This is a genomic window from Streptomyces fildesensis (assembly GCF_016107395.1).
GTDB lineage: Bacteria > Actinomycetota > Actinomycetes > Streptomycetales > Streptomycetaceae > Actinacidiphila > Actinacidiphila fildesensis.
On sequence record NZ_JAAIKO010000001.1, the window covers coordinates 16934 to 29824 of the forward strand.

Sequence of the window (12891 nt, forward strand, 5' to 3'; positions counted from 1 at the left end):
GCGGCGGAACCCCTCAGGCCGCCGCGACCAGCCGGTCGTAGCCGCGCAGCAGCGTCAGGGCGGCGGCGGTCGCGAGGACCGGCAGCAGGGTGAAGCCGAGCAGCACGCCCAGTTCGGCCGTGGAGCTCTGCTGGGCGGACTCGCCGTCGGTGGACGAGGCATAGCCGAAGATCTGCAGGACCAGCCCGTAGAGGAAGGGCGCCAGGGCGAGGCCGAGCATCTCGCCGGTGGTGAAGACGCCGGAGAAGACACCGGCCTGGCGGCGGCCGGTGCGTTCGGTGTCGTGGGTGGTGCGGTCGGTGAGCATCGCGTACAGGAAGAGCAGCTGGCCGGCGTGCCCGGTGCCGGTCACGGCGATGGCGACGGCGACCACGGCGACGGGCAGGTCCGGCGAGGCGAGCAGCAGCAGGCAGCCGGCGATGAAGAGCCCGCAGGCGGTGGCGTATCCCTGGCGGTTGCCGCTACGGGAGCCGAGCCGCGACCAGAGGTTGACGGTGAGCAGGTTCGGCAGGACGAAGGCGCCGACGACCAGCCCGGTGGCGTCCGAATCGTGCAGCACGTGGTCGGTGAAGTACGGGGCTCCGACGAGCATGAAGCCGGTCGCGAGGGACTGGACGACGCCGCAGCGCAGCAGCGCCATGAACGGGGCGTTGGCGCGGGCCACGGCGAACTGGTGGCGCAGGCTCGGCTCGCTCTCCAGGACCCGGTCACCGCGGGTTCCGGCCGTGCCGAGGAAGGCGCCGACCGCTCCGGCGGTGATGACGAGCGCGCCGAACAGGCCGACCCAGCGGTGTCCGGGAATGCCCCCGCCGCCCGCGTCCGCGATGGCGGGTCCCGCGGCGCCGGCGATCAGCGCGGCGATACCGATGACGGCCACCCGACCGCCGACCAACCGCAGTTGGTCCTGGCGCCGGGTGGTGATCTCGGCGGGCATGGCCGCGTACGGCACCTGGAAGAACGCGAAGGCCGTCGCGGAGAGCAGGAATCCGGCGCCGGTGAACCAGGCGCCCGCCGTACCGGCCGCCACGCCCGAGAACATGAGCGCGAACGTCAGGGCCGCGGCGAGACCGCCGAGCAGCACATACGGCCGGCGCGCGCCCCAGCGCGTCCGGGTGCGGTCGCTCGCCCGGCCGACCAGCGGGTTGAGTACCGCGTCCCACACCTTGGGGAGCAGCACGACCGTGCCGGCCAGGGCGGCCCCGATACCGAGGGTGTCGGTCAGATAGGGCAGCAGCAGAAGGCCCGGCAGGGTGTTGAACGTGCCGGTGACCAGCGAGCCGGAGGCGTAGCCGAAGCGCAGGCGCGCGCCCGGGACGGCGGGCGCGGCCTGCGGTCGGGGCCGCGCCGGCAGGACAGCTTGTTCGGGTTCGACGGCCGTCATGACGTGCTCCTCCGACATCGGTCGGGGACGTGGCGGGATGCCGCCAGGCCCACTTGCCCCCGAGCCTGACCAACGGGCAGCCTTGGCGGAAGTCGGGGAATTCCCCCACATGGCACTTCCTGTCGTGCAGCTTCCGGACAGGGGAACGCTCTTGGCCGGGTCCCCCGGGGGCGGGCACGCTGCGAGTGCCGCCGAGATCACCGGGACCCTGGAATCACCGAGGACAGCGAGGACAACGTGCCGCCTGTGGAGACCGCCCTGTCGCAGGCCACCGGCTCCGCACCGGTCGGCCGTCACAAGGAACTGCTGGTCCTGGAGGAGTCGTTGCGGCTCGCCCGGACGTCGGCGCGGATCGTCTCGCTGGCCGGTGAGCCATGGGTCGGCAAGTCCCGGCTGCTGGCGGAGCTGATCGCCGCGGCGCACGACGGCGGCTGGACAGTGGCCGCGGGCCGGGCCGGACGGCTCGGCGGACCCGTGCCGTTCGAGGTGTTCGTCGACGCGCTCGACGACCAGCTGGCGCGCATCGGCCCCGACCTGGCCGAACGGCTGGGCCCCGGGGAGGCGGACCGGCTCGCCGGGGTCTTTCCCGCGCTGGCCGCGGGGCGCCAGGAGCCGTCCGGGCCGGCCCCGGCCGACCCGGACGCGTACTGGCTGATCCGCGCGATGCGCGCCCTGATCGGACGGGCGGCGGAGGCGAACGGACTGCTGCTGGTCCTCGACGACGTGCACCGGGCCGATCCGCTGTCGCTGCAGCTCCTGGACCACCTGGTCCGGCATCCGCCGCAGGCACCGGTGCTCATCGCGCTCGCCTACCGCGACTCCCCCACCGCGCGCCATCTCTCATCGCTGCGTACCCTGCGGGCGCACGGCGCCACGCCGTCCTGGCGACACCTGGACGTCGCCCCGCTCCCCGAGCGGGACGCCGCCGCGCTGCTGCCGCCCGGACTCGACCCGATCCGGCGCCAGTTGCTGCTGCGCGACGCGGCCGGGGTACCGGGGCTGCTGCACGCCCTGCGGGACGCGGGCCGGCTGCCGGTCAATCCGGACGCCGCTTCCGTGGACTTCCGCGCGCTGTCCCCGGTGGCCTGGCGGACCGCCTGCGCCGCCGCCCTGCTCGGCGACCCGTTCACGCCCGGCACCGTCGCCGAGGTGGCGGAACTGCCGCTGGAACGGGTGCTCGGCGGGCTCGACGATCTGCAGAGCGAGGGCCTCATCCGGCCCGACGGCCATCTGCGCCGCTTCCGCTTCCGGCACCCGGCCGTCGCGGGCCTCGTCCTGCGCGCCACCGACGCCGGCTGGCGCTACGGCGCGCAGGGCCGGGCGCTGCGGGCCACCGCGCAGGGATCGACGCAGGGAACAGCGCAGGGAAGCACTCAGGTGACCGCCGCACCCGCCCGCAAGCCGATGCCGCTGTCCGCGATGACGGACGCGATGGACGCGGAGGACCTGACGGCCGACCTGCCGGACGGGCCCGGCGCCGTCGAGCTGGCGTCACTGAGCCGCCGTGAGGTCCAGGTCGCCGTGCTCGTCAGCGCGGGCTTCACCAATCAGCAGATCGCGGGGCGGATGCAGCTCAGCCCCAAGACCGTGGAGACGTATCTGAGCCGGATCTTCAAGAAGCTGGGTGTCGTGTCCCGTACGCAGGTCGCCCATCTGGTGGGGCGCGGCGGCCGTCACCTCTAGGAGCGAGGGGCCCGAGGCGCCCGGGTATGGCGAAGGCCCCGCCCAGGGGTCCGGGGGAAGACCCGGGGGCGGGGCTCGCGGGTTGCCCAGGGCTCCCATGCGGGGGAGTAAGGGAGCGGGGGCAGCGGTACGAGCGTGCGCCTGACCTCATGGGCTTCGCTAAAGCCTCACCGGAGGATCAACGGGGCGGAGTTCCGGCCGTGCAGCTTGCTGCCACCGCTCTGAGCTGGCCCGGACCCCCCTGGCTCCGGAACCTTGGACGAGGAGACTCCCGACGCCGCATCCGCGGGGAAGACGCCGGACCAAGGAGACGCCATGACAGTAAAAAGCGCGGCCACCGCTGAACTGGCACTCGGCAACGGCACCCGCCACCTCATCCACTGCCCGCCGTCGTGGGACCACTACCTGCTGGATGCCCCGAGCGTCGGGGAGGAACACTTCGTGCTGGCCGGTGAGCTGCCGCGGGCGCATCCGCTGTTCAACGACGGTCCCGGCCACTTCCATGACGCGCAGATCGTCACGGAGACGATCCGGGAGATCGGCGAGTTCGTCGGCCACCGCTACTTCGGGGTGCCGCAGGACCGGCCGGGGCTCTTCTTCGGCTTCAACCTGCACCTCACCGAGCTGCGCGCCTGGCGCACCGACTGGGCCAACGCGACGGACTCGGGCACGGCGAGGATGACGACGGGCATCACCGCGAAGCCCGCGAACGCGATGAACGGCGTACCGCGCGGCCTCGACTTCCAGATCGACGTGAAGATCAACGACATGCCGTGCTGCACCGGCACGGCGGGGCTGGTCTTCCTGATGCCGCAGCTGCACCGCAACCACCTGGCCCACAACCGCCAGGCGCTGCGCGCCGCACCGGAGCTGGACGATGCCCCGGACGGGGCGCTGCGGCCGGTGGACCCAGCCGAGGTCGGCCGCTCCGCGGTCTCGAACGTCGTGGTCAGCGAGCCGTCGGAGTCCTCGCGCGGCCGGCTCACGACGTGGGTGCTGACCGACAACCCGAATCCGGTCTTCGCCCCCGAGGGCGGCCACCTGTCGGGGACGCATCTGCTGGAGTCGTTGCGCCAGACCTCGCTGCTGGCGGCCGGCCGGGCCTTCGGGCTCGCCCCCGCACGCAGCACGCCGACCTCGTCCGAGGTGCACTTCCGCAGCTACGCGGAGCCCGAACTGCCGTTGCGCTGCACGGCGGTGCCGGGGGCGCTCGGCCGGGACGAGTACGGCCGGCCGGCCGTGCCCGTGACGCTGACGGTGACGCAGCGGCGGCGTGCCGTGGCGGAGGCCAGGACCACCGTGGTCCAGGACTTCTGACCCGGCGCCACCGACCGGTCCTTGTACGTACGACAGCAGGCCTTGCACAAACCTTGCACGCGGGAACGCAGAGCGGGACGGGGGTAACGCGATGAGATTCTGGATTCTGGGCCCGATGGAGATCGGTGGGGACGACGGGCCGGAGGCCGGCCCCGACGGCGCCGCCACGCCCGCCGTCTCCTACACACCGCGCGCCGCCAAGCTGCGCGTCGTGCTGGCCGCCCTGCTGGTGCGGGCGAACGAGGTGGTGTCGGTCGAGAGCCTGATCGACGAGCTGTGGCAGGACAACCCGCCGCGCACCGCCACCACGACCCTGCAGGTCTACGTCTCCCAGCTGCGCAAGCTGCTGCACTCCGCGGACCCCGAGCACGGCCGCGACACCCTGCTGACCCGCCCGCCCGGCTATCTGCTGCGGCTGGAGCCCGACCGGCTCGACATGACCACGTTCGAGGAGCTGCACGCCCGCGGACGCAAGGCCCTGGAGACGGAGGACTACGCGTCCGCCGCGGAACTGCAGCAGCGGGCCATCGCGCTGTGGCGCGGACCGCTGCTCTCGGACACCCCGCACGGCCCGCTGCTGGGCGGTGCGGCGGTCCGGCTGACCGAGGCCCGGATGACGGCGCTCGACCAGCGGATCCGCGCGGACCTCCAGCTCGGCCGGCACCGCGGGCTCATCGCCGAACTGCAGTCCCTGGCCTCGGAGCACCCACTGCGCGAGGAGTTCCACGCCCATCTGATGGTGGCGCTGTACCGGACCGGCCGGCAGGCGGAGGCGCTGCGTACGTTCGGACGGGTGCGCCGCACCCTCGTCGACGAGCTGGCCATCGAGCCCGGCCCCCGGCTCCAGCGGCTGCACCGGCGCATTCTGGCCGGGGACGCGGCTCTGCTGAGCTCGGGCTCCAACGGTGGCAACGGCGGCGCAGTCGTCGTCGGAACGGCGACCGGGTCCGGATCCGGTGCTGCGGACGGGCCGGCGCAGAGCCTTCCCGAACGGCCCGCGTTCCAGGCCGTCACCTCGCTGCCCGCCGCGGACGGCGCGTTCACCGGCCGCGATGCGGTGCTCGCCGAGGTGGAGCGGCTGCTGCGGGACGCCCCGGCCGGGACCAGCGTCGCCCTCACCGGCAAGCCCGGCGTCGGCAAGACCGCGCTGGCCGTCGAGGCCGCGCACCGCAGCGCCGACGCCTTCCCCGACGGCCGGATCTTCCTCGACCTGGAACCCGACCCCGGACGGCCGCTCGGCGCGGCGGACGCGATGGCCCGGCTGCTGCGCCGCGCGGGAACGCAGGTCACCCTGCCCGCCGAGGCGCAGGACCTCCAGGACGCGCTGCGCCATCTGCTCACCGACCGCCGGATCCTGCTGGTCCTGGACAACGCCACCTCCGAGGCGCAGCTGCGCCCGCTGCTGCCCGCCACCGCGGGCTCCACCGCTCTCATCACCGGCCGCCGGCTGCCCGCCGGACTCGGCGGCGTCCGCCCGGTGGTACTGGACGCCCTCGGCCCCGAGGAGTCGCTGCGGCTCTTCGACGCGCTGGCGGGGCCCGGCCCGGCGGCCGCTGAGCCCGCTGCGGCGGCCGAGATCGTGGAGCTCTGCGGCCATCTGCCGCTCGCCGTGCACATCGCGGCCGCCCAGTTGCGCGCCCGGCCGCACTGGACCGCCGGTTCGCTCTCCGCCCGGCTGCGCGACGAACGCTCCCGGCTGACCGAGCTCCAGCTCGGCGATCTCGACGTGCGCGGCACCCTGATGGTCGCCTATCTGGACTCCTCCCCCGCCGCGCAGCGCGCGTTCCGTCTCCTGGGGCTGCTGCCCGCAGGACCGTTCGGGCTGTGGGCGGCGGCCGCCGTCCTCGGTCTGGAGGAGGGCGAGGCCGGCCGGATCGTCGAGAACCTGGTCGACGGGCGGCTGTTGGAGGCGTCCGTGCACGACGGGCTCCGCCAGGGCCGCTACCACTTCCATGAGCTGCTGCGGATCCTCGCCACCGAACTCCTCGCCGCCGAGGAGACCCCGGAGTCGGCACGCGCCGCCACCGAGCGGATGTGCGAGGCGTACACGCAGGCCGCCGAGCGCGCCGACGCGGCGCTCACCCCGCGACCGGTGACCGGACCGGTGGCTGTCCCCGGTCCGGTCACCGACCACCCGCAGGAATGGTTCGCCCAGGAGCAGCCGGCCCTGGTGCACGCGGTCCGCGCGGCGCACGCCGCCGGGCTGTGGTCCGCCGCGCTGCGTCTCGTCGACGCCATGACCGGTTATCTGGAGGCGCACGCCTCCTGGGCCGACTGGCAGGCCACCCACACCTTCGCGCTCGACGCCGCCCGGCAGAGCGGCGACCGGGCGGGCGAGGCCCGGATGCTGCGTTCGCTGGGTGACCTCGCCTGGCAGAACCGGCGGCTCGCCGAAGCCGCCGACCTGTACACGCGGGCCCGGGACACCGCGGAACTCTGCGACGACCCGTACGAGTACGGCCGCGCCCTGGTCGGCCTCGCCGACCTCCACCTGGACAACGGCGACACGTCCGCGGCCGCCGCCCTGCTCGAACCGGCCCTGGCCGCCCTCGCCGCCCCGGCCCGGGCCCGCGGCCGGTACGACGCGCTGCGCGCACTGGCCCTGCTCGCCCTGGAGGCGGAGGGCCCGGAAGCGGCCCGGGCCCGGTTCACCCAGTGCCTGGACCTCGCCACGGCGCTCAAGGACCGCCGGCTGGAGGCGTACGCCCGCCGCGCGCTGCGGGCGTTGCGTGACCCGGCACCGGCCGCAGGCAAGCCCACCGACCTCGAAGTACGCCCCGGCATCTGGCGGCTGCGGGCCCCGGCGCCACGCCGGTCGCCGCTCCCGGCGCCCGGCCGTCTTTCGGCCCTTACCGCCTGATCCGCACGCCCGGCGCCAGGTTTTAGTACTGCTTTGGCCGAGGGGCCGACCATGACCGCGTCCTATGAGGGCAGGGGGAACGATGCCGGTATCGCAGCAGGAACGGGAACGGCGGCACGACCGCCCGCAGGCCGGTCCTGAACGGTTCGGACCGCGCCGGAGTCTGGTCGGGCGGGAGACGGAAACGGTCGTACTGGCCGGGCGGTTGCGGGATCCGTCGGTGCGGCTGCTGACCCTGACGGGGCCCGCCGGGGTCGGGAAGAGCCGGCTCGCGGCGGAGGCCGCCGCCGGGGCGGCGGACTTCTTCGACGAGGTGCGGTGCGTGGACCTGGCGCGGGAGGCGCTGCCCGACCGGGTGCCGGACGGGCACGTGCTGCTCGTCCTCGACGGCTGCGACCAGCCGGACGTCCCCCCGGTCGCCGGGATCGGCGAACTCATCGCGTCCAACGATCACTTGGTGGTGCTGGCCACCGGCCAGGAGCCGCTGCGCGTCTACGGGGAGCGGCTGCTGCCCGTCGCACCGCTGCCGGTGCCGGAGACGGCCGCAGCGGCGGAACCCGATGTGCAGGAGGTCCAGGACGTTCCGTCGGTCGCGCTGTTCATCCGGCGGGCCCGGGACGCCGACCCCGGCTTCGCGCTGACGGCGGAGAACGTCGCGGCCGTCGCGGAGATCTGCGCTCTGCTGGAGGGGCTGCCGCTCGCCGTCGAGCTGGCCGCCGGGCGGCTGCGGCTGTTCCCGCCGCACGTCCTGCTCACCCGGCTGCGGCACCGGACCACGATCCTGGCCGGCGGCCCGCTGGACGCGCCGGAACGGCACCGGTCGCTGACGGCGCTCGCGCGATGGAGCTGCCGGCAGCTGGACCCCGGACAGCGCGCGCACCTGGAGCAGCTGGCCGTCTTCGAGCGGGGATTCGGACTGGCGATGCTGGTCCGGGTGGGCGCCGAGGACGTGCTGGAGACGCTGATCGACAAGAACCTGCTGACCGTCGTCGACCAGGAGCTGGGCGAGCCCCGGTTCGCCGTCCCCGAGCCGGTGCGGTCGTTCCTGCTCACCGAACTGGAGCAGGCGGGCGGCACCGACGCGGCGCTGGACCGGCACGCGAGCGAGTACCAGCGGCTGGTGACGGCCACCGAACCGCGGCTGGCCGGCACCGAACAGGAGAAGTGGCTCGGGGTCCTGGCCGCGGAGAGCGGCAACATCAGCGCGGCGCTGCGCCGGCTGCGCGCCCGCGGCGACCGGGAGGCCGTCGCGGCGCTGGTCACCGCGTGCCGGCAGCCGTGGCTCGTCCAGGGGCGGCTGCGCGAGGGCCTCGACTGGTGCGACGGCCTCGCCGAGGACGGGCCGGGTGACGGCGGCGGAACGCTGCCGGAGCCGGTGCGGGCCCGGCTCGTCGACCTGTCGGGCACCTTCACCGCGGCGCTCGGCGACCCGGACATGGCGGTACGGCGGCACCGCCGCGCGCTCGCGCTGTGCAAGCGGCTCGGCGACCGCCGGCAGGGCGCGCTGGTGACGGCGCGGATGGGCAGGGCGCTGCTGCTCCTGGGCGATCCGTCCGGGGCGCAGGCGGCGCTCGGCCCCGCGCTGGCCACCCTGGAGTCGCTGGGCGCGGCGGGACCCGCGGCCGAGGCCGGCACCGCCCTGGCCGGGGCGCTGCGCGTCCAGGGCGAGACCCGTAAGGGCAAGGAGCTGCTGGACCGCGCGCTCGACGCGTACCGGCGGATCCGCGACCCGCGCGGACTGGCGACCGCGCTGCGCGAGTCCGCGGCCTTCGCCGAGGACGCCGGGGACCTGGACGCGGCGGACCGTGCGTTGCGCGAGAGCCTGCGGCTGTACGACTCGATCGGCGAGCGCACCGAACTCCCCGCCACCCTGGAGTCGTTCGCCTTGCTGCTGCTCCGCGCCTCCCCCGGCCAGCAGCCGCGCGCCGTCCGGCTGATCGCGGCCGCCGACGCGCTGCGCCGCGGCTTCGGCGGCAAGGTGCCCGACGAGCGGTGGGGGGTGCTGGAGGAGGCGCTGGCCGGACTGCGGGAGCGGCTGCACTGGACGGGCTTCGCCACCGCGTGGGCCGAGGGGCTGCGGCTGGCGCCCGGCGCGGCCGTGGCGGAGGCGCTGGCGGCGGCCGTGCCCGCCCCGCACGCCGAGCAGGAGAGCCCGGCGGCCCAGCCGCTCACCCCGCGCCAGGTCCAGGTCGCGATGCTCGTCTCGGAGGGTCTGACCAACCGGCAGATAGCCGGTCAGCTCGGCATTTCCGAATGGACGGTGGTCAACCACGTCCGCCAGGTGATGCGCCGGCTCAACTGCACCTCCCGGGTGCAGGTGGCCTGGTCGGTCGGCCGATGGCCGTAACCGTGAACGGGCGTACGGAGACGGCCGCGGACCCGGCGGAGCAGGCGACCGGACACCTGTCCGGGCTGCTGGCCGCCGTCGCACCGCCCGAGGAGGTGGCGGCCCGGTTCCGGGCCGAGGGCTGGTGGCGGGACGAGACGTTCCTGTACGACCTGTACCGGACCGCGGCCACCGATCCCGGCCGGCCCGCGATCGTCTCCCAGCGGATCCACCGCCCCGCCGACCGCCGTACGGTCACCGTCAGCTACGCACAACTCGCGCTGTACGTCGACCGGTTCGCCGCCGCGCTCGACCGTCTCGGGATCGGCGCGGGCGATCCGGTCGCCTTCCAGCTGCCGAGCTGGTGGGAGGCCGCCGCGCTCACCCTGGCCTGTCTGCGGGTGGGCGCGCTCGCCGTTCCCGTCCTGCCGACCGTGCGCGCGCACGGCCTGGAGCGGATCCTGGAGGGCAGCCGGGCCCGGATCTGTGTGGTGCCCGACGTCTGGGAGGGCTTCCCGCACGCGCAGGCCCTCGCCGATCTCGCCCCGGCGCTGCCCTGGCTGCGGCACCGCGTGGTGATCGGTGACGCCGCCGCGACAGGAGCCCTCGACTTCGCCGGGTACTTCCAGCGCACCCCGCACGAACGCGGCCCGCGGGCACGGCGGTTGGGCCTGCGCTCCGACCGGGCGGACCGGATCAGCCTCATGATCACCGTCATGAGCCTGGGCGACGCCTACGCCGCCGCCCTGCACACCCCCAACACCCTGTACGCGAACATCAGCACCCAGCGGGACCCTGCGGGACCGGGCCGGCGGCCGGGCGAGGTCTTCTACTCGGCGCTGCCGCTCACCTCCCTCGCCTCGCTGCTCTACAGCGTCTGCTGGCCGCTCGCGGTCGGCGGCACCGGGGTCTACCAGGACGTCTGGGATCCGGGCAGCTGCCTCGACCTGATGGCCGCCGCCGGGGTCAACCAGGCGTACGCGGCGCCCGTCTACTGGTCCGAGGTGCTCGCCGCGCAGCAGCACCGCCCCCGCGAGCTCGGCGCCCTGCGCCTGCTGCTCTCCGGCGGGCGCACCAGCACACCGGCCCAGCTGCTCGCCGATCTGCCGGGGGCGCTGGGCGCCCCGGTCCGTACCGTCTGGGGCGCCCCGGAGCTGGGCATGGGCACGGTGACCCGCGGCGACACCCCGGCCGAGCGCAACGCCGAGAGCGACGGGCGCCCGCTGCCGGGTCTTGAGGTCTCCGTGGTGCCCGCCGAGGGCGTCGGCGACGCGCGGACGTCCCAGCTCCGGGTCCGCGGTCCCTCCGTCTGCCTGGCGACGTGGCAGCGCGGCGGCGGACCGGCCCCGCTGATCACCTGGGACCGCGACGAGGGCTGGCTCGACACCGGGGACCTCGCCAAGGCCGACGGTCTCGGCGGCGTCCAGGTGATGCGGCGGGCCGGTGAGCGGCTGGGCGGCATCTTCCTGGTGCCGGTGGCCGAGCTGGAGGAGCGGCTGCTCACCCATCCCCGGGTGCGCGAGGCCGCGGTGGTCGGCTACGTCGATCCGGAGTACGGCGAGATGCCGTGCGCCGTCGTCGTGCCCACCACCGAGGCGGAACCGCCCGGCCTCGTCGAACTGCGGGACCATCTGGCCGGCCGGGGCGTCGCCGCCGCGTTCCTGCCGACCCGGCTGGAGCTGGTCGGTTCGCTGCCCAGGGACGACCGGGGCGAGCTGCGCAAGGAGGGCCTGCGCAGCTGGCTCGCCCGCATCCGGCCGGGCGTGCCCCGCCCGGTCCCGGTCCCCGCGCCCGACGCGTAGGGCCGGTTCATGGTGCGGGGGCCGGGTTACTCCGACAGGCCGGAGATCCGGATCGCGAACGCGGCGAGTTCGTCGCGCCAGCCGGGGGCGAGCGGCGCGGCGTCCACGACGCGGTCGGCACGGGCGACGAGCTGGGAGATGATCCGCTCCGCCGTGTCCCGCTCCTCCGTGCCGAGCAGCACCTCGCGCAGCATCTGGGCGTCCCAGTCGTAACCGGGCCCGCCCTCCAGGAAGCCGCGCAGCCGCCAGGCGGCGTGCAGCGGGCGGGCGTAGTCCCGGTACGAGGCGGCGAGGTCCTGCCGGCCGGCCAGCGCGGCGCCGAGCTGCAGCGGGTGGTGCAGGGCGTACCAGCCCGCCCCGCAGCCCTTGGCGCAGCCCGCGATGCAGCGGCCCGGCCACGGGTCGTCGAGGTACTCGGTCGCGCAGGCGGCGTCGGTGTGGGCGCCGATGACGCGCTCGGTGCGCAGCTCGTCCCACAGCTGCCACGCGGCGGCGGGCAGCCGGGACGCGAGCCGGTCCGCGTAGGCGAGCGCCAGATCGCCCGCGAGCACCGCGGTGCCCTCGCCGAAGCGCCGGGACTCACCGCGCCAGCCGCTGCGCTCGTGCTCGGCGGCGTGGCTGACGTGCAGGGTGGGGATGCCGTGCCGCAGCGGGGCGTTGTCGCGGATGTCGCTGCGGATGAGGAAGCAGGTGTCGAGCAGTTCCAGCGCGGCCGCCGCGTCGACGATCGCGGTCGAGGTGGGGTCGCCGCCCGCGGCGAGGTAGCCGGTGACGCAGATGGCGGGGCGGACCCGGTCGCCGCCCGCCCGCACCAGCTCGGTGATCGAACCGACCAGGCTCGCCGCCCTCGGGTTCACCGCGTGCCAGCGGTCGAACTCCCCGGCCAGCAGGCCGCGCAGCCGCTCCTCCACCTGGTCGAGCAGTCCGGCACGCAGTTGCCCGGGGACGGATGTCTTCGGCGGCAGAGGATGCGTGGTCATGATGAGCCTCCCTGGATCGGCTGCTCCGAGCCTTCCGGGGCGGTCGGTGCCGCTCAAGGGCGGTGGGCGGCCCGCCGGCCGAAACGGCCGCGCGGCGGCTTCCGAAGAGCCCGTTCCCTGCCATCCGCGGGAGCGCCCGGCAGGGGGTTGCTATGCGCTTGTCATGGCGCCGTGGTCCGGCACAAACCCCGCGCATACCCGGCTTTAGCGCGGTGTCGGTTCATGGGGGTGCTGCTCGACGCGGGCAGACCGGGCACCACGCCCGACCCACAGCACTGCTGCAGGAGGACTCGTGTCCAACAACTCGTCGAACAACAACAACGACTCGAACAACAGCAACAACAGCTCCAACAACAACGCGAACGTGAACAACAACGCGACCACGAACTTCGCGGACAACAACAACAGCAACATGAACAACAACGACTCGAACAACAACGGCAACAACAACGCCAACACCCCGCGCCTGCAGAGCGTCGTCCCGGCCGACCTCGCGCAGATCCTCGAGGACATCGACGCGGACAACGGCGACGCGTGACACC

Annotated in this window: 8 protein-coding genes; 6 read left to right on the top strand and 2 right to left on the bottom strand. The window is 74.6% G+C overall.

Annotated elements, in window-relative coordinates:
* Positions 1-13 precede the first annotated feature (13 nt).
* Positions 14-1381 carry an MFS transporter gene (locus C6N31_RS00045; RefSeq protein ID WP_138350842.1) on the bottom strand — a complete coding sequence of 456 codons (1368 nt, stop codon included), beginning with the start codon at positions 1379-1381 and terminating at the stop codon, positions 14-16.
* 246 nt (positions 1382-1627) lie between these two features.
* On the opposite strand from C6N31_RS00045, the gene C6N31_RS00050 reads away from it, so the two are divergent.
* The 5 genes from C6N31_RS00050 (at position 1628) to C6N31_RS00070 (ending at position 11369) form a co-directional block, all read left to right on the top strand.
* Positions 1628-3064, top strand: a complete 1437-nt coding sequence (locus C6N31_RS00050; RefSeq protein WP_138350843.1) for a helix-turn-helix transcriptional regulator — start codon at positions 1628-1630, stop codon at positions 3062-3064.
* Positions 3065-3379: 315 nt separating this feature from the next.
* Positions 3380-4381: an AfsA-related hotdog domain-containing protein gene (locus C6N31_RS00055; protein WP_138350844.1), complete on the top strand. Its 1002-nt coding sequence runs from the start codon at positions 3380-3382 to the stop codon at positions 4379-4381.
* 91 nt (positions 4382-4472) lie between these two features.
* Positions 4473-7241, top strand: a complete 2769-nt coding sequence (locus C6N31_RS43525; protein WP_232484642.1) for an AfsR/SARP family transcriptional regulator — start codon at positions 4473-4475, stop codon at positions 7239-7241.
* Between the two features lie 82 nt (positions 7242-7323).
* Entirely contained in the window at positions 7324-9588 is a 2265-nt protein-coding gene (locus C6N31_RS00065) for a helix-turn-helix transcriptional regulator (RefSeq protein WP_198356979.1), read from the top strand.
* On the top strand, positions 9579-11369 hold the full coding sequence (locus C6N31_RS00070; RefSeq protein ID WP_198356980.1) for an AMP-binding protein: 1791 nt from the start codon (positions 9579-9581) through the stop codon (positions 11367-11369). Before C6N31_RS00065 ends, C6N31_RS00070 begins: the two co-directional genes overlap by 10 nt.
* A 26-nt stretch (positions 11370-11395) precedes the next feature.
* Here C6N31_RS00070 and C6N31_RS00075 read toward each other — a convergent pair whose 3' ends face one another.
* On the bottom strand, positions 11396-12349 hold the full coding sequence (locus tag C6N31_RS00075; protein WP_232484643.1) for a polyprenyl synthetase family protein: 954 nt from the start codon (positions 12347-12349) through the stop codon (positions 11396-11398).
* Between the two features lie 292 nt (positions 12350-12641).
* Here C6N31_RS00075 and C6N31_RS00080 point away from each other — a divergent pair, with 292 nt between their 5' ends.
* The gene (locus tag C6N31_RS00080) at positions 12642-12887 is read left to right on the top strand and encodes a hypothetical protein (protein WP_164293333.1); all 246 of its coding nucleotides are present in this window, start codon (positions 12642-12644) and stop codon (positions 12885-12887) included.
* Positions 12888-12891 lie beyond the last annotated feature (4 nt).